The organism is Metabacillus mesotrionivorans (assembly GCF_052171315.1).
Classification (GTDB): Bacteria; Bacillota; Bacilli; order Bacillales; family Bacillaceae; genus Bacillus_P.
Genome location: NZ_JBQMFF010000003.1, coordinates 288,224 through 311,247, shown reverse-complemented (window position 1 = coordinate 311,247; position 23,024 = coordinate 288,224). Strand labels below are relative to the sequence as shown.

The window sequence follows — 23,024 nt, the reverse complement described above, 5'->3', positions numbered from 1 at the left end:
ATGGTTTTTTAATGTCTGCCGGGTTCAGTTGCAGAGTGCTCAGCAATATAAATAGTAAATAAAAGAGCATACCAATTAGCTGCTGGTATGCTCTTTTATGAACATTAAGGATAAATAATATCATAAGTAGCTTTAAAGACTCCGCTGGAATATTGTTTTATGTCCAAGAGCCCTAATTCATAACATGGCTTCTCACTGCCAAATAAAGAGATGCCTTCACCGACCATGATTGGATTAACCTTGAGTACTAATTGATTTATGAGTTTATGTTTAAGCAATGAACCAGCCAACTCTCCGCCGCCGCATAGCCATATCTTTCCGTTTTCTTTTTGTTTAAGATTTTCAATAAATTCTATAGCATCTTCTTTGACCAGTTCGACTTCCTCGTTCGACTCAAATTGCATGGAGTTCGAGAAGATATAGTGTTTTATGCCTCTATAGCCGGGTTCACCCGGTTTAGCGCCGAATTGAAACCCAAACTCATATGTTTTTCCACCCATTAACACTGCATCGTACTGCTGAATATCTGATAAAAAATCCGGGACATGATCCCCTTCGAATAAAAAGAGAGATTTATCAATATTTCCATCTATCATACCTTGATCTGCAATAAAGTTGTCCAGTGAAACCGCAACATGGTAAATGATTTCAGCCATCTGTCATCCCTCCAATAAAATAACTGATATTTCCATATTAACATAGGTGCTCTGTGCAAATCGTTCATTTTGTAATGAAAAAGCAAACCATATCATGTGTGAAATGGTTTGCTTCGTTTCTCATGGCTTTTTATAAATTGCAGATTATCAAACCGGAACCTTCACATAAAACGTACTCAAACCCTGTTCATTGACTGCCCAGACCTTTCCTCCGTGAAGCTCGGCAATACGCTTGACAATGTTCAGGCCTAGGCCGAATTCACCGTTGCTTCCTTTATGAAATGGTTCGAACAGGTGAGGCAGAATATTTTCTTCAATTGGAGGTCCGTCGTTCCAGATTTTCAGCAGATAGTCAGAGCCTTCACGGGTAAGCCTGGCGCCGATGATTGTACCTGCATATCTCAGCTGATTTTCAAACAGGTTTTCAAGGAGTTTCATCCATAGCTCCGCGTCTCCGTGGATGACGGCTTCTTCAAGCTGTATGGTGTAGTCAAGTTCCTGCCGGCTCCATCTGATGCGGTCTATGACCTCCTGGACAATCCGGTTCAAATGCAGTTTTTCCTTTGAAGCATTCCGGGATGAGAGATAGTCAAGCTTTGTGATATAAAGAAGGTCTTTTATTTTTTTCTCAAGCCGTTCTGATTCCTCTTCAATGACGTCCATGGTGCTTGTCAGGTCACCCTTTGGATAGATGCCGTCATTAACGGATTTTGCATAGCCTCTGATAACCATGACGGGAGTCTTCAGATCATGTGAAATGTTCTGCAGCAGCGTGCGCTGGGCTTCATCTTTTTTCACAAGCCTCTGACGCATTTGTTCAATGGAAGAACCTAGCTTTCCGATTTCATCGCTGCGCTCAAGAACGACAGGCTCATGCCAGTCCTCATAGGATATCCGTTTGACATCTTTCTCGAGTGAAACAAGCGGGCGAGACAGGTATTTAGCCAGCCAGATGGACGGAATCCAGCTGAAAAGAAAGACGATGATCATGACAAAAACAAGCTGTTTAAACAGGGTCAGAACAAGGTCGTTTCTGTAGGAGTCCCATGCATAGGAAAGCAAAAAGGCGGGCTGCCCGTCGAGCGAGACTTTTTTGATGACAAAAAAGAGCCGTTCATTGCCTATGACTCGTGAATATTCCTCCGTAATGGCTTCCTGATTCGCTGCAAGAGACTGTGTCTCCTGCAAAAAGCGGAGAGGGAGCTTTTTTTCGTTATAAAAGAAAGGCGCATTTTCAGGAAGGATAATATGCTGAACCGAGCGGTCCGGAGACAGCTTCTCGCCGTTTGGATTCAGCGGGTCCATATCCATATCCCCCTGCAGGCGGTATTCCGTCAGGATGTGCTGTTCGTTTTCTATCGTATTGTAAATTTCATTTGTAAAAAAGTTTCTCAGGGTTGTCGGAAAAATGATCATTAAAACAAGCGAGATTAATAGAAGAATGCCTGAAATGACAATCCAGATCTGAAAGGCGAGGGATTTGTTTTTCATCAGGCAGTCAGCATCCTGTATCCGTACCCGTAAATGGTTTCAATTTTCAAGTCCGGCATTTTCTTTCTCAATCTCCGCACAAGGTCATCCACGACCCGGTCCGTCCCGAAATAATCACTGCCCCAAATATGCTCAATCATCTGCTCGCGTGAAAAGGCCTGTCCTTTGTTGTGCAGAAACAGAAGCAGCAGGTCAAACTCCTTAGATGTTAAATTCAGATTTTGCCCGTCAAGCGAAACAGAACGGATGCTTTCGTCAATTGTGTATGGCGGCAGGGTCACCGTGTTTTTCGCCGGGGCGGATTCATACAAACGGGTCAAAAGCTTCTGAACCCGGATGACGAGCTCCCTCGGGAGAAACGGCTTTGATATGTAATCATCGCTCCCGAGCTCAAGGCCGAGCACCCTGTCAATATCCGTATCCCGTGCTGATATGAAAATGACCGGTGTATCCGGAGATGCTGCTTTAATCTCTTTGATAAGCTGGTATCCGTCTACACCGGGAACCATGATATCGAGCACCCACAAGTGCGGAGTCTTCTCTATTGCCGCGCGCGCGCTTTCACCGTCTGTAAACGCGGTCACGCTGTATCCTTCTTTTTCAAGGTATTTTGTCAGTAAATCATTGAGATTCTGTTCATCTTCAACAAGGAAAATCGAATATGTCATTCTGATTCACCCTCCTCTTATTGGTCATTATACTATGGGGCGACGGGGGAAATCATTTTTTAACAATTTCCCACACTCTTCTCATCTTTCTCCCAAAAAGATTTCTTATAGTAGAGTCAACAAAGAAATTCACCGGGAGGAATGAAGATGGGATATTACGATGATACGGAACGGAAAGAGGCAATGGAGCAGGAATCACGGGAAACTTTCAGAGCAGCACAGCCAGTGAAGAAGCCGTCAAGAATGCGAGGCGTTCTTTCATCGGTTATCAGCGGTGTAGTGGGCGGGGCGCTGGTACTTGGTGTTCAGCCGTATTTTGAAGAAGAGACCGGCAGCAATCAGCCATCTTATTCTGTTGATTCCAATACGGTTCAGGAAAACAGCACGAATGAGGTGAATACACAGCCGATCAGCCAGACGAATGATATTGCTGATATGGTTGAAAATCTGTCTCCTGCGATTGTCGGTATTTCAAATAAACAGCAGCAGCGCAGCTTTGGAGGCGGCACGCAGAGTGCTGAAGCGGGCACCGGCTCAGGGGTTATTTTCAAAAAAGACGGGAACACAGCATACATCATTACGAATAATCACGTGATTGAAGGCGCAAGCAGCATCGAAATAACGTACTCGGACGGCGAGAAATCAGAAGCTGAACTGGTGGGTGCTGATCCGCTTACTGATACGGCTGTTTTGAAAATTGACAGCAAGTATGCAAAAGCTGTCGCGCAGTTCGGGGATTCAGGCAAGCTTCGCGCAGGTGAACGGGTTGTAGCGATCGGTAATCCGCTCGGCCTTGATTTCTCCCGCACAGTGACAGAAGGAATCATCAGCGGAACAGACCGGACTGTGCCGATTGAAACGTCAGAAGGAAACTGGGATTTGAGCGTTATCCAGACGGATGCTGCGATTAACCCTGGAAACAGCGGAGGTCCTCTGCTGAATATGAGCGGTCAGGTCATCGGCATCAACAGCCTGAAGATTACACAGGACGGCGTTGAAGGCATCGGCTTTGCGATTCCAAGCAATGACCTGCAGCCGATTGTGGATGAACTGCTTGAAAAGGGAAAAGTTGACCGTCCGTTTCTTGGGGTCGGCCTGATTGATCTGAGCCAGGTGCCGGAGCAGTACCGCACAAATACGCTCAAGCTTCCAAACGATGTGACAGAAGGCGTGTTTGTACAGGGTGTCAGCCCAGGATCTCCTGCATCTGAAGCAGGAATGAAAGAAGGAGACGTTATCGTTGCCATGAACGGCACAAAGATTAAAAGTTCAGGTGAACTGCGCAAATTCCTCTATTCACAAACGGCGATCGGGGATGAAATAGACGTAGAATTCTACCGGCAGGGAGAGAAGGTCACTGAAAAGGTGAAACTTTCTCAAAAAGAGGTTGTGAATAGTTAACATAGATCCCCCTTTTGTTGGCGGCTCCTTTGATGGAGCCGTTTTTTTCTTTTCTAAAGTAATTATAGAAAATACAAAGCTGTGTAAAACATGACAAAGTTATCCATGTCCAGCTCCAGCGCCTAGATCCTCTGTCAGAACAAATCCGTCAAAAAAGGCGGGACCCGGACTTTTCTGCCGGATTCTTATCTGCCTATCGGATCTGACCAAGGCGCCTGCGCTTTTGTTCTTTCGCTTGTTAGAATGCTGTTTTGGCATGTTAAACAACGATTTCCGCTTGTCAGAGCAGGAGTTTGGATTGTTAGAGCACTGATTTGGACTGTTAGCTCTATCCTGCCAAATAGTTAAGGTCAATTCGGCCTGCATTTGCCCTTTAAATCCACGCCTTACGATTTGTTTCGACAATATCCAACATTTTCTTCCTCGGCTTCCCTCAAAAAAGCGGAATGGTTTCGAACAAATATGGTATCACAAAACGCATAATTGATAACAATGCTCTTTTTGATGCAAGATAACAGAACGGATGCCATGAAATAAGGAGATCAACGATGAATTTACTAACTTTGCTTGAGCAGACCGGTCATTCCATTTTTCATCGGGATGAACTGGGAGCTTGTGAAATTACGGGAATTGAAGCAAACTCAGCCAAAGTCAAGGAAGGCTTTTTATTTACAGCGATCTCAGGCTATGCACGGGATGGCCATGATTATATAGGGGATGCTATCAAAAGAGGAGCTGCGGCTGTTGTCGGAGAAAAAGACCTTACAGGTTTGCCGGTGCCGTATGTAAGAGTGGAAAACAGCAGAGACTCACTTGCCAAGCTTGCGGCGCACTTTTATGACTATCCGTCAAGAAAACACATCGTGATTGGCATTACAGGCACCAACGGAAAGACGACCACATCCTTCATGCTGAGACACATTTTGCAGCACGCCGGGTATTCATGTGCGCTCTTTGGCACGGTTCACAACGTCATCAATGGACAGGCATACAGTTCGAAGAATACGACACCGGATGCGCTTGAACTGCAGCGGTTATTGGCTGAAAGCAAAGACGAGGTCGTCATCATGGAGGTTTCCTCTCACGGGCTTTCCCAAAAAAGGCTGGAGGGAATCGAATTTGATCTTGGTCTTTTTACGAACCTTGCTCATGAACATCTCGATTATCACAATACAATAGAGGAATATTTTGAAGTAAAGCAGCAGCTGTTTTCAAAACTGAAGCAGGGCGGACAGGCCATTGTCAGCACGCATGATGAATGGGGCCAAAAGCTCACCGGCATACTGCGGGAGCGGAATATTCAGGTGTCCACATTCGGGTCATTTACAAGTGATGATCTCCAGTTTACATCTGAACATGATGTTCACTGCTCTGATTTTGAAGTGACAGAGAAGGGTGAAAAGCTTCATTTTTCCATGAGCATTCCGGGTCTTCATAATATTTATAATGCTTCAATGGCGTATTTGGCCGGCCGTAAAATCGGCGTGGACCGGGTGAAGCTGATTGATGGTTTCCGGACATTCAAGGATGTGCCCGGGCGTTTTGAAATGTATGATCATCCCGAAGACGCCACAGCTGTCATTGATTATGCCCATACGGCAGATGCGTTTGAATACATTTTAAAAACCGCAAGAGACTGCGGAGCGAAGCGGATCTATCATGTGTTTGGATTCAGAGGCGGACGCGATGAAAGCAAACGGGCCGAAATGATGGAAATCTCATCACGAATGAGCGACTGTTCTGTTTTGACGTTTGATGATTTAAATGGTGTCGACCCAGCAGAAATGACAGAGGAATTGAAAAGGTATCTTGTCGACTGCGGAAAAAAAGAGGACCTTGTCATTCCTGACCGGACACTTGCCATACAAAAAGCATGGGAAATGGCAGAAGCGGGTGACTGGATTCTTGTGACCGGCAAGGGAAGTGAAACGTATAAAGACTCATACGAACTTCCTGCAGGTTCAGATCAGGAAACCTTTCAGCTTTTATTAAAAGAAAAAGAAACAGCGTCATCTCACCTTTAAAATACGGAACGAAGAGGAATCTCCAGTCAGAGGAGGTTCCTTTTTTCATGTGTAAAAAAAGGTCGATTAAACAAAAACCCCAATTTATAACCCCGTTTACTAGATATTTAGAATCAGATACCTGCTTTTTTCATTCTAATACCTATCAATTTTGATGATAAATAGGTCTCAAAGTCCGCTTAATAACCCCGATTGTACCTTCCAGTCCGGCAATATACAATTCTAGTAACTTATACAAATCATCTTTGAGATTGCATGCTTTCAAGCCTGTTGCATCCAGATGAGCGCAAGGAACCAATTTAATTTTTTTAGGAGGATGTTTGGTGAAAAAATCAGTTTTAAAGTCGCTAATTGCAACATCTGTATCTGCTGTTATGCTTTCCTCAATGTTCAGCAGCGTCAAAGCTGTTGATCAGCCAAGTGCTGAAAAAAAGAATCAATCTGCCATCGTTCATGAGACAACGGGGAAAGGCGAGCGCAAGATCACCCTCATTACAGGAGACGTGGTGACCGTTCAAGAGATTGGAAACGGCAAAAGCGCAATCAATGTTGAGCCTGCCGATCGAAACGGTGCAGGAGCGCAAGTTCTGACCATCGGTGAGGATACGTACGTGATTCCAAATTCAGCCATGCCTTACTTGGCAGCTGACAAATTGGACAAGGGTTTATTTAACGTAACGGAACTAATTGAAAATGGCTATGACGACAAGAGCCTCACTTCTCTTCCCGTAATCGTGGAATATGAAGAGACGAAAGCAAGGGCAGCTCAAGTAAAATCAGACCCAAAAGGAGCTAAAAAAGTCCGCACACTTGAAAGTATAAACGGGGCTGCGCTTTCTGCTTCAAAGAAAGATGCCGAAACATTCTGGGAGGATATCACCCCTGAGACAGCAGCTTTAACTAAAGCGAAGCCGGAAACAGCTGTTTTTGAACAGGGAATTGAAAAAATCTGGCTGGATGGAAAGGTAGAAGCATCTCTTGCACAAAGCGTGCCGCAGATTGGCGCTCCACAAGTATGGGAATCTGGCTATACAGGGGAAGGCGTAAAAGTAGCTGTGCTTGATACGGGTATTGATCCGGCCCACCCAGATTTTTCGGGCCAGATTGAAACGTCAAAAAGCTTTGTTCCAGGCCAGCAGGTTGACGACAAACACGGTCATGGGACACATGTTGCCTCGACCGTCCTTGGAACAGGTGCTGCTTCTGAAGGAAAGAATAAAGGGGTTGCCCCTGATGCCCGTTTAGTAGTTGGAAAAGTACTTGATGACTCAGGGAGCGGTCTTGATTCATGGATCATCGACGGCATGGAATGGGCAGCTGAAAACGCGAAGATCGTGAATATGAGTCTCGGAAGCTCTGAACCTTCTGATGGAACGGATCCGATGGCACAGGCAGTCAACCGGATCAGTGAAGAAAAAGGAACTCTGTTTGTCATTGCAGCAGGAAACTATGGAGCGGAAGGGGCGATTGGTTCACCTGGAGCTGCAGATGCTGCCTTAACAATTGGTGCGGTTGATAAGTCAGATAAGATTGCAGGCTTTACATCTAAAGGACCGCGCTACGGAGATAAGGGGCTAAAGCCTGACTTATCAGCTCCGGGAGTCGGCATCGTTGCCGCGCGCTCAGGCCTTTCTGCCGGAACAGGCTATTATAAGAGTTTAAATGGAACGTCAATGGCTACACCGCACGTTGCCGGTGCTGCCGCGCTTCTTCTACAGAAGAATCCTGGCTGGAGCGGCACTCAGTTAAAAGAAGCACTGATGAGCACATCAAAAAAATTGCCATATTCTCCGTATCACATTGGTACAGGCCGTATGGATCTGCCGGCTGCAGCAGCAGGCAAAGTACGGGCAACGGGTTCGCTGTCATTCGGTTTCTTTAAATGGCCGAACGCGGATGCACAGCCTGTACAAAAAACAGTCACGTATACAAATGATTCGAACACAGCGGTCACACTAACTCTGCAGGCTGATTTCAAAAATACAAACGGCAACGCTGCACCAGATGGTATGCTGACAATCTCTGAAAACGAGATCACGATTCCGGCAAATGGAACAAAAACCGTTTCCCTCACATTTGATCCGCAATTTGGTGAAGCAGGAAGCAGGTATGAAGGTCATTTGACAGCATTTGAAAACGGCAAACAAGTGGCTCATACTTCACTCGGCACGGTAAAAGAAGAGGAAAAATACACGTTAAAAATGACAGCTAAAGACCGCAGCGGCAATCCTGCCCTTGCATACGTTGGTCTCGTTAACAAAGATATGATTCCAGAGTTCGTCGCTGTAAATGGAGAAGCAGAATTCCGTCTGCGCCCTGGAACTTACTCCGCTATGTCCATGATGGAAGTAGATACAACTACAGATGACCGCGGGGTTGCATTAGTCGGAAACCCTGAAATTATACTGGACGGACCTCAAACCGTGGAGTTTGATGCCAGAAAAGCAAATGAAATAAAAGTGAATGTGCCAAAAGAGACAGAGCCAAGCTATCAGCGCCTGGAATATTACCGCTCTCTTGACGGCAAAACAATGAACCACGTGTACTTAGCTCCGGTCTGGATCGATAAACTGTATGCTGCTCCGACAAAGAAAGTGAATAATGGAGAATTTGAAATGCTGACCCGCTGGCGTTTAATCAAGCCTTATCTTCAAATCCACTTTAAAGATAAAGTGCTCGATGACATTCCTTTAGCAGGCAGCACGCTTCTTGATGGAAAATATAACATATCAGCGGTTTATGCAGGCAGCGGATCCCAGACTGATTTTGAACGATTGAATGCAAAAGGAAAGGCTGTCGTTGTTGACCGCAATGCGGACGTCACTCCTTCAGAGCAGGCTGCCGCCGCCCATGCAGCCGGCGCGAAGCTTTTAATCATCGTCAATTATGAAGATACGGAGTTCAGCGTATATGCAGGCAATCCGGATTCTACCGACATTCCTCTTGCTGTTGCCGGCATAAGCAAGAGCGAAGGAGACAAAGTGATTAAGGCTGCACGTTCAGGCAACCTGAAGCTGTTCGTTGAAGGCGAAACGAACACGCCATATGTCTATGATTTAATGGACGTTCATGGTGAAAACATTCCAAAGGATCTGACCTATGCTCCTTCGAATAGCGAACTTGTAAAAATTGATGCACGCTATAAGTCTGATCAGGAAACTCCTGGCGGTGAGTTCCGCTTTGACCTGCGTCCGCATACATTCAGAGCGGTCGGTTTCATGTATAAAATGCCGTTTCCTTCTGTTCGAACGGAATGGGTCTCAGCTGTTGAAGGAACACGCTGGTATCACCAGGCTGAAGTTTTAGACAGTTCTTGGGCAATACGCCAGCCGGCTGTTACGTATAAAAAAGGGGAAAGACTGCAGGAAGAATGGTTCTCGCCGGTCGTCCGTCCTCGCCTGGGTGACGGATATTGGACACCTTTCCGCAGCGGGAACTCGTTCCAGTTAAACATTCCTGCCTGGGCTGATTCAGGAAAAGGACACACAGGCGGAACGGACTATGATGAATCGGTTAAAAATCAAACACACAAGCTTTATCAGGGAGATACCCTGATTAAACAAGGAACAAGTCAGGCTTTAAATGTATTCAGCGGCATTTCCGAAGAAAGAAAGCGATACCGCTTAGTAACGGATGCCAAGCGGGATCCGGAACGTTGGGATACTTCAGTCAGCACACACACAGAGTGGACCTTCTGGTCTGGAATAGAAGAGAACTCCCGTAAACCGCTTCCACTTTATTCTCTTGACTACAGGGTTGAAACGGATATGTACGGCGATGCATTGGGCGCACCATCAACGAATCTGGAATTGTCTGCAGCAAAACTGGATGGAGTTGAAGGGTACGGAAAATTGCAGGGTGCAGCGCTCGAAGTTTCTTTCAATGAAGGAAAGTCATGGAAGACAGTAAATCTTGAGCAAACAGCAGAGAATAAATGGACCGCTAAAATCAACAATCCAAAAAACAGCAAACATGTTTCACTAAGAGCATCTGCCTGGGATGATGCCGGCAATAAAATCACGCAGGATGTGATTAAGGCATACGGATTGAGGTAACCAGATCAATGGTAAGAAGGAAGAGGGGCGTATGCTTCTCTTCTTTTTTATTGGAGTTTGAAAAAGAGTTTACTTTTTATTCCATGTAAAGTAAACTTAACGTAAAGGAAGCTTTACAAGGTGGATGAACATGAAGAACAGAATCAGGGAAATGCGCGCAGAAAAAGGAATGACTCAGGAACAGCTGTCGGTTCAAGTTGGGGTTTCAAGACAATCGATCATTGCGATTGAATCCGGCAAGTACAATCCGTCTTTAGAACTCGCGTTTAAGATTGCAAACTCATTTACTTGCAGAATTGAAGAGATTTTTATTTTTGAGGATGGGGGAGAGGTTTGATGGAATCAGCTGGGGCTTTTATCGGGGTTTACGGGGGAATGGCAGCGGGTCTGATCGCCTGGTGGCTTGGACTACATTTTGCGAAGAAAAAAAGGGGAGTAGATGAAGTTTTTCATTTCATCGAACAGAAATCACGATCGATCGCTTGGATCTTTACGATGGGGGCCATCTATTTTTTCTTCACGCTCCTGCTTTTCGGAGTGGATTTGAGCCCTGCGATGATGCTGTCTCTGCTCCTCTTTGTTCATTTGGGCAGCTGGGCGATCACAAAAGTCATTCTTTCGGTCCGTTTCAGCAGTACAGGGTCAGACATCAATTAAACCCTTGACACTTTTCACATTCAATCATAAACTAACGGTAGACACTAGTTTATCAGAAAATTCAGTACGAAGTGAGAAATGACGTATGAGCATACAGCCAGATCACCGTATCGGAAAAAATGCCATGCAGCTTGTTCTGCTTGAAGAAGAAGAGCATCTGTACGGCGAAAAGCTGAAAGAACAGGGATTTCAATTTTGCCTTGGCAAGACTGGATCAATGGAGACGCAGAAAGTAGTGGCGGCCATTGAAACGGCAGCGAAGCGTTCTGGCGTGATTTCGCCCGACGGATACCGGGAAACGCATGCTTTGTACCATGCGATTATGGAAGCGCTCCACGGCGTGACGCGCGGCCAGGTTCAGCTTGGGAGCGTGCTCAGGACAGTCGGTCTGAGGTTTGCGGTTGTCAGGGGCAAACCATATGCGGCGGAAACAGAAGGCGAATGGATTGCGATTGCATTGTACGGAACCATCGGTGCGCCGGTGAAAGGCTCCGAGCATGAGGCGATGGGGCTTGGAATTAACCACATATAAGATGCGCCCATAGTTATGAGATAGCAGGGGGCTGTATCAGTAGAAAACACGTTTGTGTTTCTATTGGTATGGCCTCCTTTTTGTTTGTCATTTTTCTATAAAAGGAGCAGCGGTATGATTGAATTAACGGGACATTCCTTAACAATTGAAGCAGCCAGAAAGATTATCTATAACAAAGAAGCAGTGCATATACCTCAGCATGTATGGGGGAAAGTCGAGAAAAGCCGGAAAGCGGTCGACGCCATTGTGGCACAGAAAAAAGTTGTGTACGGCATTAATACGGGATTCGGGAAGTTCAGTGATGTACTTATTGATGCCGAGCATGTGGAAGAACTGCAGATCAACCTGATCAGAAGCCACGCCTGCGGTGTCGGGGATCCTTTTCCCGAAGAAGTGTCAAGAGGCATGCTGCTGCTCAGACTAAATGCCCTTTTGAAAGGTTTTTCAGGCGTGCGGAAAGAAGTGCTGGAGCTGCTTGCAGAACTTCTCAACAAGCAAATTCACCCTGTTGTGCCGCAGCAGGGGTCACTGGGCGCAAGCGGGGATCTCGCTCCGCTTTCCCACATGGCTCTTGTTCTTGCAGGAGAAGGAGAGGTCCTTTATCAGGGGAAGCAAATGGAGACTGCTGAAGCGTTTCATACAGTAGGCCTGGAATCTGTCACTCTTCAGGCAAAAGAGGGCCTCGCTCTCATTAACGGCACACAGGCCATGACGGCAATGGGGCTTGTCAATTACATCGAAGCAGAATCAGTCTCCCTTCAGGCTGATTATATTGCTTCAATGACACTGGAAGGATTAAGAGGAATCATTGATGCATTCGATGAAGACATTCACCTTGCCAGGGGCTATAAGGAGCAGACGGAAGTGGCTGAGCGTATTAGAGGCATCTTAAACGGCAGTTATCTTGTGACGCATCAGGGCGAGCTGAGGGTGCAGGATGCCTACTCGCTAAGATGCATTCCCCAGGTACACGGAGCAAGCCTTCAGGTACTTTCGTATGTAAAAGAGAAGCTTGAAATTGAAATGAATGCCGCGACAGATAATCCGCTCATTTTTGATGAAGGCAGAAAAGTGCTTTCAGGCGGCAATTTCCATGGACAGCCGATTGCCTTTGCGATGGACTTTTTAAAAGTGGGAATGGCGGAGCTTGCGAATATTTCAGAACGGAGAATCGAGCGCCTCGTCAATCCGCAGCTGAATGACCTCCCGCCGTTTCTGAGTCCGATGCCTGGTCTTCAGTCCGGTGCCATGATCATGCAGTACTGCGCGGCGTCCCTTGTTTCTGAAAATAAAACCCTCGCCCACCCGGCAAGCGTTGATTCGATTCCGTCATCGGCGAATCAGGAGGACCACGTCAGCATGGGAACCATTGCATCAAGGCATGCCCATCAGATCATCCAAAACGTGCGGAGGGTGCTTGCGATTGAACTCATTTGCGCCATGGAAGCGGCGGCTTACAGGGGAATCGAAAAAATGGCGGAGACAACGAGACGCTTTTATTTTCACGGCCGGAATGCTGTCCCCGCAATCACGAAGGACCGTGTGTTCTCAAAGGATATCGAGGCGGCGGCAGCTCTGCTGAAAAAAACAAATATGAAGCGGTTTGAAAAAAATCATAACGACACAAAGGGGGAAATTGTATCATGACATTGAAATTTACGGGGGCAAAACGGGGAACAGAGCTTGAATGCAAAGGCTGGGAGCAGGAAGCGGCTCTTCGGATGCTGATGAATAACCTTGACCCTGAGGTTGCGGAAAAGCCGGAAGACTTAATTGTTTACGGCGGGATTGGAAAAGCCGCGAGAAACAAGGAGGCGCTTGACGGCATTATCCGCTCCCTGAAATCACTTGAAGGGGATGAGACGCTGCTCATTCAGTCAGGAAAGCCTGTCGGGATTTTCAAAACCCATGAGCATGCCCCGCGGGTTCTGCTTTCAAACTCCGTTCTTGTCCCGAAATGGGCAGACTGGGAGAACTTCCATGAGCTTGATCAAAAAGGGCTGACGATGTACGGGCAGATGACAGCAGGCAGCTGGATTTATATCGGCACGCAGGGCATCCTCCAGGGGACATATGAGACCTTCTCGGCTGTAGCCAAAGAGCATTTCGGGGGAAGCCTGAAGGGGACGATCACGCTGACGGCTGGACTTGGTGGCATGGGAGGAGCGCAGCCGCTCGCTGTGACAATGAACGGCGGCGTAGTGATTGCGGCAGATTCGGACCAAAGCAGAATTGAGAAAAGACTTGAAACCAAGTACTGCGACAGGCTCACACATTCATTCGACGAAGCGGTTAAGTGGGCGGAGGAAGCGAAGGCAGAAGGCCGCGCGCTTTCAATCGGTCTTGTGGGAAATGCCGTGGATGTGCTTCAGGAAGTGCTGGCAAGAAAGATCAACATTGACGTTCTGACCGACCAGACCTCTGCCCATGATCCGCTGAACGGCTATTTCCCTCATGGAATGACGGTCGATGAGGCGCTGCAGCTGAAACAGGACCATCCAGACCTTTATGTTCAAAAGTCAAAAGCATCAATGGCGGAGCATGTCCGCTGCATGATTGAGCTGCAAAAGCGGGGAACCATCGTTTTCGACTACGGCAACAACATCCGCCAGGTGGCAAAAGATGAAGGGGTGGAAGACGCTTTTGCCTTCCCGGGGTTTGTTCCTGCTTATATCCGGCCGCTTTTCTGCGAAGGGAAAGGTCCGTTCAGATGGGCGGCTCTATCAGGAGATCCTGCCGACATCCACCGCACGGATGAGCTCATTAAAGAGCTGTTTCCGGAGAACGAAGCCCTCCTCCGCTGGATTGACATGGCACATGAACACGTTGCGTTTCAAGGGCTGCCTGCCCGGATCTGCTGGCTTGGCTACGGAGAACGTGTGAAGATGGGCCTCGCCATCAACGAACTCGTCCGCACAGGAGAACTGAAGGCTCCGGTTGTCATCGGACGCGATCACCTTGACTGCGGCTCTGTCGCCTCGCCGAACCGGGAGACAGAAGCTATGAAGGACGGCAGTGACGCCATCGGAGACTGGGCCGTATTGAACGCGCTCGTAAACACATCTGCAGGTGCGAGCTGGGTCTCCTTCCATCACGGCGGAGGAGTCGGTATGGGGTATTCCCTCCACTCAGGCATGGTCGTGGTGGCCGACGGGACGGAAACAGCAAAGAAGAAGCTTGAGCGCGTGCTCGTTTCAGATCCCGGCATGGGTATCATCCGCCATGCAGACGCCGGTTACGCGGAAGCTCAGGAGTTTGCAAAAGAACACAATGTCCGCATCCCGATGCAGGAATAGGAGGAGGCTTTATGCAATTCGACTTAATACTTGAGAATATCGGCCAGCTCCTGACAATGGATTATGGAAACGAAGGACCGCTCTGCGGAAAAAAAATGGATCAGCTGATTGTCCGTGAAAACATGTCCATAGCCATAAAGGACGGCAAGGTAGCGGAGGTTGCACCATCATCTGCCGCAACGGACTGGGAGGCCGGCAAACGGATTGACTGCGGCGGCCGCCTCGTCACTCCCGGTCTCATTGACCCGCATACCCACCTTGTCTTTGCAGGATCCCGTGAACACGAGATGGGCCTCAAGCAGCAGGGTGTTCCTTATCTTGAAATTCTGAAGCGGGGCGGGGGAATCCTTTCGACTGTTGAAAAAACAAGAGCCGCAAACGAGGCGGATCTCTATAAAAAAGCAGCCGGGCATCTGAATGAAATGCTGTCATACGGAACGACAACGGTCGAAGCGAAAAGCGGATACGGGCTTGAAGCTGATGCGGAGCTTAAACAGCTAAGAACAGCCAAAAAATTAAACGCGGAACATCCTGTCGACGTCGTTTCCACCTTTCTCGGCGCCCATGCCATTCCGGCAGAACGCAGGAATCAGCCCGAAGTGTTCTTAGACGAAATGCTTCAGCTGCTTGATGTCATTGAAAAAGAAGACCTTGCCCAGTTTGTTGATATCTTTTGCGAAACAGGCGTGTTCACGATCGAACAGTCCCGTGGCTTTTTGTCAAAGGCTAAACAGAGGGGATTCGGCCTTAAGATTCATGCTGATGAGATTGACACGTTAGGCGGAGCAGAGCTTGCCGCAGAGCTTGGCGCTGTCAGTGCAGAGCATCTGGTAGGCGCGTCAGACGGGGGCATTAAGCGTCTTGCAGAGACCGGCGTCATCGCCTGTCTTCTTCCGGGCACCTCTTTTTACCTGCACAAACCGGATCATGCCAAGGCGCGGAAGATGCTTGATGAGGGTGTTGCGGTCACCCTTGCAACAGATTTTAATCCAGGCAGCTGCCCGACTGAAAACCTGCAGCTCATCATGTCATTTGCAGCGGTTATGTACAAAATGACAGTGAAAGAAATCTGGAATGCGGTCACGGTAAATGCCGCCCATGCCATCGGGCTAGGCGGACAAAGAGGCGTGATTGCCCCGTTGCAGCAGGCGGACCTTGTCATCTGGAACGCGGCCAACTATGAGTACATTCCGTACCATTTTGGCGTGAACCATGTTGGGACCGTGATAAAAAAAGGCGCTGTCGTTTATGTAAAGGGGGATCACCATGAGCGGGCTTCCCTATCTTTCACATGATGCCGGATTTTCAGACAGAGGCATTACCAAGGCCGGAAAGCTGCTTGAAAAATGGAAAGAGGGAGACGCTTCAAGCATCGGTCTGATTGGAGTCCCCCTGTCAAAACCGTCAATCAGCCACTCAGGTGCATCCTTTGCCCCGCAGGCAATCCGGAAAATGATGAATGCTTTTACAACATATTCCGTCCAGGATGATATAGATTTAAAGCCAATCACAGATTTCGGGGACATCACCATGCATGTGACCGACCTGTCAGATTCGATCAGACGAATTGAAGAAACAGCAGCAGGCATCCTGAACAGGCACTCTGACATTCTTCCAATCTTTCTTGGCGGCGATCATTCTGTCACCGCCCCTCTTTTTAAAAGCTTTAAAGAGGCCAGGGGCAAAGCGGGGATCATCCAGTTTGATGCCCACCACGATCTCCGGAACCTTGAAGATGGCGGCCCGTCCAACGGAACGCCCTTCAGGCAGCTGGTAGAAAAAGGCGTTCTTGAAGGGAAGCATCTTCACCAAATCGGAATCCGCAATTTTTCTAATGGTAAATCCTATACAGATTATGGGAAACAGCATGGCGTCCGCATCTATACGATGCAGGATGTCTATGAAACCGGCATTCTTCGAATCTTGGAGACAGCCGTTCACGAACTGCTCAAAGAAACAGACCAGATTTACGTCTCCCTTGATATGGATGTCATGGACCAGGCGTTTGCTCCGGGGTGTCCGGCGATTGGCCCCGGAGGAATGGATGCGCGGATGCTGATTGAAGCCATGCGTTTTCTTGGAGAAACGCCGCAGGTTAAAGCCCTTGATATCGTAGAGATTGATCCGTCCGTCGACTTCAGGGATATGACGAGCAGGCTTGCCGCCCATGCCATCTTAACGTTTCTGTCAGGCTATCAAACCAGGAAATAGCTGTTCACACTTTTCTGACAGAAAGGTATACTTAAAAGAAAACGGGGAGTGTGCAGCTGTTGATCACAGAAGAAAAAACTGTTAAATTGGCGGTGAATGGAGGAATCGGCTTCGGGTCCAAATTGACCGCCAGGCAGCTTTTGACGCTTGCAGCCTATATGGAAGAGGACCAGGAACTTGAGCTCACAACCTTTCAGCAGCTCTATCTTGACATTCCTGAAAGCAAGCTGGAAGAAGCCAAAACAGCCTTTCAGCTCTGCGGACTGCAGTGGTATCCGGTCGGCAGCTTTGTCAAGAGCCTGCGCACCTGCAACTTCTGCAAAGGCGCTGAAGAAGAAGGAATGCCCACCGCAATCGAACTGAACGAAAGAATACAGGGGAAACCAGTCCCGTTTCCGCTCAAAGCAGCCTACACCGGCTGCCCGAATGCCTGCGGTGAGCCTCTCGTCAACGACATTGGCGTAATTAAAATGAAAGATACCTATGACCTGTACGTCGGCGGCAGGGCAAAAGGCATGAATGCCCAGACCGGCACGCTGCTGTTTGAAGGGCTTTCGCCTGCGCAGCTTTATCATGCTGTTGAGAAAGTCATTGATATTTACGCGGCGAACGGGAAGAAAAGGGAGTACTTTGCAAAGTTCTTGAAACGGTACGGGGTGGAGAAGCTGAGAGAGGAAGTTTCTGTATAGACTCTCTCAATCTTTTCACCCCGATTTATAACAAATTTAGCAGCAGTAACTAACAGACAAAACCAATCCATGAGGGTTGGTCTTTTTTTTGCAGGAAGAATTAGAAGGAGTAATCAAAAGACGCAGAATGACGTCATTTTCCGGGTGAAGGCTCCCCAATTGTGGCGTCATTCCCCGAAGTGTTGCCACTTTTAGGGTGAAAGCTTCCACGTTTGTGGCATCATTCCCTGTAGTGCCGCCACTTTCGGGGTGAAAGCTTCCACATTTGTGGCATCATTCCCTGTAGTGCTGCCACTTTTCAAGGGATAGCGTACACAATAGTGGCGCCATTCTCCTTTGTGCTGCGGAGAATGTTACTTTTTAAGCTTTTTCGTTTCCTCTTCAATCCTCTCCGGATCGATCCGTTCAAATAGAGGTTTCACATTCTGAACTGTAAAAGACTGCTCCTCTAAAAATGCCCATTCATCCGCTGACAGGTTCAGTGTCTCCTGTATCCTGAGGCAGGAAAAAGGCAGAAAAGGCTGCAGGATAACCGACAAGTTGGCAATGGCCAGCGTACAGGTGAAAAGTACTTTTTGGCAGTCTTCTTTATCTTGCTTGACTGAAATCCATGGTTTCTTTTCGTCAAAATGTTTATTCAGGTGCCGGATGAAAGCGAAAATGGTTTCAAGCGCGGCTTTGAAATGACCTCTTTCTATCAGTGCTTCTGTTTGAACATATAGAGACTTTATCTCCTCTTCAATCACAGAATCCGCACAGCCGGAAATGCTTCCGCCAAAAGATTTTTCAACAAACTTTAACGTTCGGTTTACCAGATTGCCAAATGCTCCTAGCAGCTCGCCGTTGTGGGAATGGATAAATTCTCTCCACGAAAAATCGGTGTCTCTTTTTTCCGGGCCGTTTATGGTCAGGAAATAGCGGATAGAATCTGGATGATGGTTTTTAAGAAGATCCGGTGCCCAGACTGCCCAGTTCTGGCTGGTGGACAGCTTTCTTTTTTCAAGGGTTACATATTCACTGGAAATGATATGATCCGGCCGCTTCAGTCCGCCAAGGGCTGTAAGGATACCAGGCCAGATGATGGTGTGAAACGGAATGTTGTCTTTGCCGTGAACGTAGTAGGAGGAAGCATCATCCTTCCAGAAGTCCTTCCAGTCCTCTCCGGTTTCTTCCCCCCAGAGCCTGCTTGCAGATAGATAGCCTGATACCGCCTCGATCCAGACATAGATTTTTTTCTTTTCATAGCCTTTAACCGGAACCGGTACGCCAATCGGGAGGTCACGTGTGGCGCATCTGTCCTGAAGGCCTTCTGACAGGTATCGTTTTGTGAGATTCACCGCATTTTCCCGCCAATTTGAACCGTTTTCGAGAGCATACTCTTCCAGCGCTTCCTGAAGGGAAGCAAGACTGAAATAATAGTGTGCTGTCTCCCTTGCTTCAGGCTCATGCCCGCAAAGCTTGCATTCTTTGTCAATCAAATCAAGCGGGTCGAGAATGGCAGAGCACGCGTCGCACTGATCTCCTCTTGCCCGCGATGAACATGAGGGACAGACGCCTTCCACATACCGGTCGGGCAGAAACTGTTCACAATGTCCGCAGTATGCCTGACGGGTTTCTTTTTCGTAAAGAGCCCCGTTCTCAAGCAGGGACAGGAAAATTTCCTGGACAGTCCTGTGGTGATGAAACGAATCTGTTCGTGTGTAGCAGTCATACGTAAATCCAAGTTTTCTGAAACAATCGGAAAATTCCCTGTGGTAGCGGTCTGCAATCACAGCTGCGTCCACGTTCTCCTGCCTTGCTCTGATTGAAATAGGTGTTCCGTTGCAGTCACTCCCTGAAACATACAGTACCCTTTCTCCTTTCAGCCTGTAATAGCGGGCCAGAAGATCTCCCGGCAAAAGACTGGCAATATGTCCGATATGCAGAGATCCATTTGCATACGGCCAAGCTCCTCCAATAAAAACACTCATGTTTTTTCCTCCTTTTCCACGCAAAAAAACCCCGCCCATAGACTGAAACAGTCTAAGGACGAGGTTTGAAGTCGCGGTACCACCTTAGTTTACAGATCGACTGACCTGCCTTTGTCCGTACGGGGCATGAGAGCCTGATACGTATGCTGTTGTAACGTCAGCAACCACGTCACAGTCTACTTGTGCACATGCACGTTCGGTGTGAAGCTCAAAGGTCATTTTCCATGCGGTCTGCCACGCTTCTTTTCAGCTGCCGAAGCTCTCTTTGGAGGTGTCCCTGCATGTACTTTTCCTTCTCATCGCTTTTCATTTGTTCTCAATTTTATCCAAAAGAAGGGAGATTGTAAAGAGCAGGAATTTGTCGAAAAATTTAAGACTTTTTATGTAAGATAATGCAATTTTTTGTATTACATTCTACCCGGTAAAAAAGTATAATTAAGAAGTTTGATAGACTATATAGGGGGATCTTTAAATGAAAAAAACGATTGTACTGTCTGCGTTATTTGCTTTAAGCCTTCCATTTGCTCAAGTAAGTGCAGCTGAAACAGCTCCTACTTACCGTTATGCTGGTGAAAACCGCTTTGACACATCAGTGGCGCTTGCTGATGAGTGGTTGGAATCAGATGTGGCTGTTCTTGCTACTGGAAGAAATTATCCGGATGCATTGAGTGCGACTCCGCTTGCTGCGAAGCACGAAGCACCGCTTCTTCTTACAGATACAAAGGCTGTACCATCCAAAGTGCTGGCAAAATTAAAGGACCTTGGTGTAACAAAGGTTTATCTGATTGGCGGAACCGGCGTTATTTCTGAAGACGTTGTTACACAGCTGAAGAACAACGGAATTAAAACAGTTATCCGTATTGCCGGAAATGATAGATACGAAACATCTGTAAAAGTGGCAAAAGAGGTAGGCATGGAATCTGGAACTCTTGTAGTAGCTTCAGGTCAAAATTATCCCGATGCCCTGTCCATCGCTCCTGTTGCGGGAATCATTCAAGCTCCAATCCTTCTAACTCGCAGTACTGATCTTCCAGGCGTCGTTAAAACATATGTGAAAACAGCCGGTGCCGACTCCTCCATTGTTGCGGGCGGATCTTCAGTCGTTTCTGCTAAAGCGGCTGCATCCCTTCCGGATATGACCAGACTTGGCGGAAGCAACCGTTATACAACAAACACTCAGATTGTAGATTATGCATTTGAGGAAGGAATCTATGACATGGACTATCCGTTCATCGCTACTGGCGCTGATTTCCCTGATGCCCTGTCTGCTTCTGCACTTGCAGCAGGCCTTTACAACGGTGTGATTCTGACAGACCCAAAAGAACCTAAAACAACGACAAAAGAAACTGTTCAGGTTTATTCTGATCTAGTTGAGAAATATCTAGTTGTCGGCGGAGTAAAAGCACTGCCTGACAGCACAGTTGCTAAACTGTTTCAATAAGAATGAGTGAGAGCCCTTATGATGAATCAGGGCTCTTTAAGCTGTACGCTTTAAAATAAAACATATGTCATTACCTATACAACACTCTGTTCCTTTTGAAGAAAGATATCTTGAAGAGTGGGCTCCTCTACTTCAACACGTAAGATATCAAGATCAGAGATAATGATGGCACGGATGACGGCTGAAATTTTATGTTCTTCTGCAACTGTAAAATGGACATATTCATTCATATACACAATGTCATCAGCCATGCCTGAAAGGACTTTCTTCAGCACGGTCTTTTTGCTGCCTATATCCTGCCTTAGTTTGATTGATACTCTGTATGCTTTTTGATGCTGCTTTTTCAGCTGGTCCATCGAACCAAGACTGCTGATAGTGCCGTCTCTCATAATGCCGATTTTTGTGCAGATTTTTTCTACCTCGTCAAGATTATGGGACGTCATGAAAATGGTTTTTCCTTCTTTATGGAGTTCAAGAATCAGGGAGTGTATGTCAAGGATGGATTCCGCATCTACACCTGAGGTTGGTTCGTCCAGAAAGATAAGGTCAGGATCATTAATGAGGGCCTGCGCAATTCCCAGCTTTTTTTTCATCCCGAAAGAAAATTTCTTGGTTTTTCTGTGAGCCGCCTCGCTTAAACCGACGCGATTCAGCAGATGGAGCAGATCAGCTTTGCTTTTTTTCGTCTTAAGGATGCTCGAATAAAACTCCAGGTGCTGCAAAGGGGATAGGTCATCATAAAAGGATGAATAATCAGGGAGGACACCAATTTTGTCTTTCATTTTTTCCATCTCGTCCATGCCTGAACCGAGAAGTTTGTATTCACCGGAAGTAGGCAGGATGATGCCTGTTATCATATTAATAAATGTAGATTTACCGGCGCCATTTGTGCCCAGGAATCCAAAAATCTCTCCTGCTTCAATTGTTAATGATATTTCGTTAACTACTGTAGTTGTGCCATATTTCTTTGTCAGAGACTTCGTTTCAATCACGTTCATTAAAAATCCCTCTTTCTGAAGATAATGACCGATCCCATCACCATAAGCAAGGTTAAAATAAGCGTTAAATAACTGAGAGCCGGAGTGTCTGTAAAACTGAAGAAATAGTAGGGCGTAAAAACACTCAGGATATTAATGATCATATTGCTGTCACTTACAAGGCCCCATATTCCGATTACCGGCAGAGCTATGCTCAATATGATTCCTGAAAACATCGTCAGGGCAGGGCGGCCGATTATGATGCTCATCAGCAGGCTTAGTGCGATGAAATAGGATAAGAAAACGATGTTTTCAATAAAAGGAAGAAGATAAAATGATTGAGTAAAGATCGAAATCAGCACCAGTGCTGCAAACAGACAGGCAGTCCAGAAAGCTGTTATTCCAAAGAACTTGCCGAGCACAATGTCATCCCGTTTTACTTTTGTTATCAGAAATCTCATTGTTCTGCTCTGGGTTTCCCTATTGATGATGTCGTGAGAGAGACTTGTTACAAACAGCGGTCCAAAAAAATACATTAAAAACATCAGGCCTGATATGTATCCATTTTTAAGACCGAGTTCTTCTAGTTCCTGAGGGGGAATGCCGGACATTACATCACCTATCAAAAATGTCATCCCGGTTATAATCAGGATGAAAATGACAGACTTCATACTTTTAAATAAGCTAAGAAATTCTCTTCTGCAAATGGCAATCATGATAATCCTCCTTTTTTTTCATCATACAACCAAAAAATTAACCTAAAACAAACAGCGGCTTAAACTTACCTTAAATTGTAAAAAACACGGGTGCAGTGCATTTTTGGGATCCTGCTTTGCAGATGATTCATTTCAAAAAGCATCAAGCAAAAGAGATGGGGACATAAAACAGAGTGGTTCTTGAACAAAAGCCTTCATGTGATAGCGTCTTCAAAGATGAAATTAGCCGCCTGCCTTCTC

18 protein-coding genes and 1 other annotated feature are annotated in these 23,024 nt (G+C 46.9%); of the genes, 12 read left to right on the top strand and 6 right to left on the bottom strand.

Going from position 1 to position 23,024, the window contains the following annotated elements:
* Window positions 1-104: 104 nt before the first annotated feature.
* The 3 genes from ACTSEZ_RS11465 to ACTSEZ_RS11455 all read right to left on the bottom strand — a co-directional run bounded on the left by ACTSEZ_RS11465 (window position 105) and on the right by ACTSEZ_RS11455 (window position 2,815).
* A complete protein-coding gene (locus ACTSEZ_RS11465) occupies window positions 105-656 on the bottom strand; it encodes a dihydrofolate reductase family protein (protein ID WP_369734340.1) in 552 nt (183 codons plus the stop codon).
* 147 nt (window positions 657-803) lie between these two features.
* Window positions 804-2,147, bottom strand: coding sequence for a sensor histidine kinase (locus tag ACTSEZ_RS11460; RefSeq protein ID WP_369734339.1), 1,344 nt, complete (start codon window positions 2,145-2,147; stop codon window positions 804-806).
* On the bottom strand, window positions 2,147-2,815 hold the full coding sequence (locus ACTSEZ_RS11455; RefSeq protein WP_369734338.1) for a response regulator transcription factor: 669 nt from the start codon (window positions 2,813-2,815) through the stop codon (window positions 2,147-2,149). The genes ACTSEZ_RS11460 and ACTSEZ_RS11455 overlap by 1 nt, the downstream gene beginning before the upstream one ends.
* Before the next feature lie 147 nt (window positions 2,816-2,962).
* Between ACTSEZ_RS11455 and ACTSEZ_RS11450 the strand changes: the two genes are divergently transcribed.
* From ACTSEZ_RS11450 to ACTSEZ_RS11400, 11 genes are all read left to right on the top strand, one after another.
* On the top strand, window positions 2,963-4,216 hold the full coding sequence (locus tag ACTSEZ_RS11450) for a S1C family serine protease (protein ID WP_369734337.1): 1,254 nt from the start codon (window positions 2,963-2,965) through the stop codon (window positions 4,214-4,216).
* Between the two features lie 548 nt (window positions 4,217-4,764).
* Complete coding sequence (locus ACTSEZ_RS11445; RefSeq protein ID WP_369734336.1) at window positions 4,765-6,240, top strand: UDP-N-acetylmuramoyl-L-alanyl-D-glutamate--2,6-diaminopimelate ligase; 1,476 nt, start codon at window positions 4,765-4,767, stop codon at window positions 6,238-6,240.
* 323 nt (window positions 6,241-6,563) lie between these two features.
* Window positions 6,564-10,295, top strand: a complete 3,732-nt coding sequence (locus ACTSEZ_RS11440) for a S8 family peptidase (RefSeq protein ID WP_369734335.1) — start codon at window positions 6,564-6,566, stop codon at window positions 10,293-10,295.
* Between the two features lie 130 nt (window positions 10,296-10,425).
* On the top strand, window positions 10,426-10,632 hold the full coding sequence (locus ACTSEZ_RS11435; RefSeq protein WP_029284407.1) for a helix-turn-helix transcriptional regulator: 207 nt from the start codon (window positions 10,426-10,428) through the stop codon (window positions 10,630-10,632).
* Window positions 10,632-10,952 carry a hypothetical protein gene (locus ACTSEZ_RS11430; protein WP_369734334.1) on the top strand — a complete coding sequence of 107 codons (321 nt, stop codon included), beginning with the start codon at window positions 10,632-10,634 and terminating at the stop codon, window positions 10,950-10,952. Before ACTSEZ_RS11435 ends, ACTSEZ_RS11430 begins: the two co-directional genes overlap by 1 nt.
* Before the next feature lie 85 nt (window positions 10,953-11,037).
* Window positions 11,038-11,484, top strand: a complete 447-nt coding sequence (hutP, locus tag ACTSEZ_RS11425) for a histidine utilization transcription antiterminator HutP (RefSeq protein WP_369734333.1) — start codon at window positions 11,038-11,040, stop codon at window positions 11,482-11,484.
* A gap of 114 nt (window positions 11,485-11,598) precedes the next feature.
* Complete coding sequence (hutH, locus tag ACTSEZ_RS11420; protein WP_369734332.1) at window positions 11,599-13,131, top strand: histidine ammonia-lyase; 1,533 nt, start codon at window positions 11,599-11,601, stop codon at window positions 13,129-13,131.
* Complete coding sequence (gene hutU / locus ACTSEZ_RS11415) at window positions 13,128-14,780, top strand: urocanate hydratase (RefSeq protein WP_369734331.1); 1,653 nt, start codon at window positions 13,128-13,130, stop codon at window positions 14,778-14,780. The genes hutH and hutU overlap by 4 nt, the downstream gene beginning before the upstream one ends.
* Before the next feature lie 11 nt (window positions 14,781-14,791).
* Window positions 14,792-16,075, top strand: a complete 1,284-nt coding sequence (hutI, locus tag ACTSEZ_RS11410) for an imidazolonepropionase (protein ID WP_369734330.1) — start codon at window positions 14,792-14,794, stop codon at window positions 16,073-16,075.
* A complete protein-coding gene (hutG, locus tag ACTSEZ_RS11405) occupies window positions 16,047-16,991 on the top strand; it encodes a formimidoylglutamase (RefSeq protein WP_369734329.1) in 945 nt (314 codons plus the stop codon). Before hutI ends, hutG begins: the two co-directional genes overlap by 29 nt.
* A 59-nt stretch (window positions 16,992-17,050) precedes the next feature.
* Window positions 17,051-17,680, top strand: coding sequence for a nitrite reductase (locus ACTSEZ_RS11400; protein ID WP_369734328.1), 630 nt, complete (start codon window positions 17,051-17,053; stop codon window positions 17,678-17,680).
* A gap of 353 nt (window positions 17,681-18,033) precedes the next feature.
* Here ACTSEZ_RS11400 and metG read toward each other — a convergent pair whose 3' ends face one another.
* Window positions 18,034-19,650: a methionine--tRNA ligase gene (gene metG, locus ACTSEZ_RS11395; protein WP_369734327.1), complete on the bottom strand. Its 1,617-nt coding sequence runs from the start codon at window positions 19,648-19,650 to the stop codon at window positions 18,034-18,036.
* Between the two features lie 51 nt (window positions 19,651-19,701).
* Window positions 19,702-19,959, bottom strand: a binding site (T-box leader).
* Window positions 19,960-20,122: 163 nt separating this feature from the next.
* Here metG and ACTSEZ_RS11390 point away from each other — a divergent pair.
* Complete coding sequence (locus ACTSEZ_RS11390; RefSeq protein WP_369734326.1) at window positions 20,123-21,091, top strand: cell wall-binding repeat-containing protein; 969 nt, start codon at window positions 20,123-20,125, stop codon at window positions 21,089-21,091.
* A 74-nt stretch (window positions 21,092-21,165) separates the two neighbouring features.
* Here ACTSEZ_RS11390 and ACTSEZ_RS11385 read toward each other — a convergent pair whose 3' ends face one another.
* Window positions 21,166-22,089 (bottom strand): ABC transporter ATP-binding protein, encoded by a 924-nt coding sequence (locus ACTSEZ_RS11385; protein ID WP_369734325.1) that lies wholly within the window; start codon window positions 22,087-22,089, stop codon window positions 21,166-21,168.
* The gene (locus ACTSEZ_RS11380) at window positions 22,089-22,784 is read right to left on the bottom strand and encodes an ABC transporter permease (RefSeq protein ID WP_369734324.1); all 696 of its coding nucleotides are present in this window, start codon (window positions 22,782-22,784) and stop codon (window positions 22,089-22,091) included. The genes ACTSEZ_RS11385 and ACTSEZ_RS11380 overlap by 1 nt, the downstream gene beginning before the upstream one ends.
* Window positions 22,785-23,024: the final 240 nt, after the last annotated feature.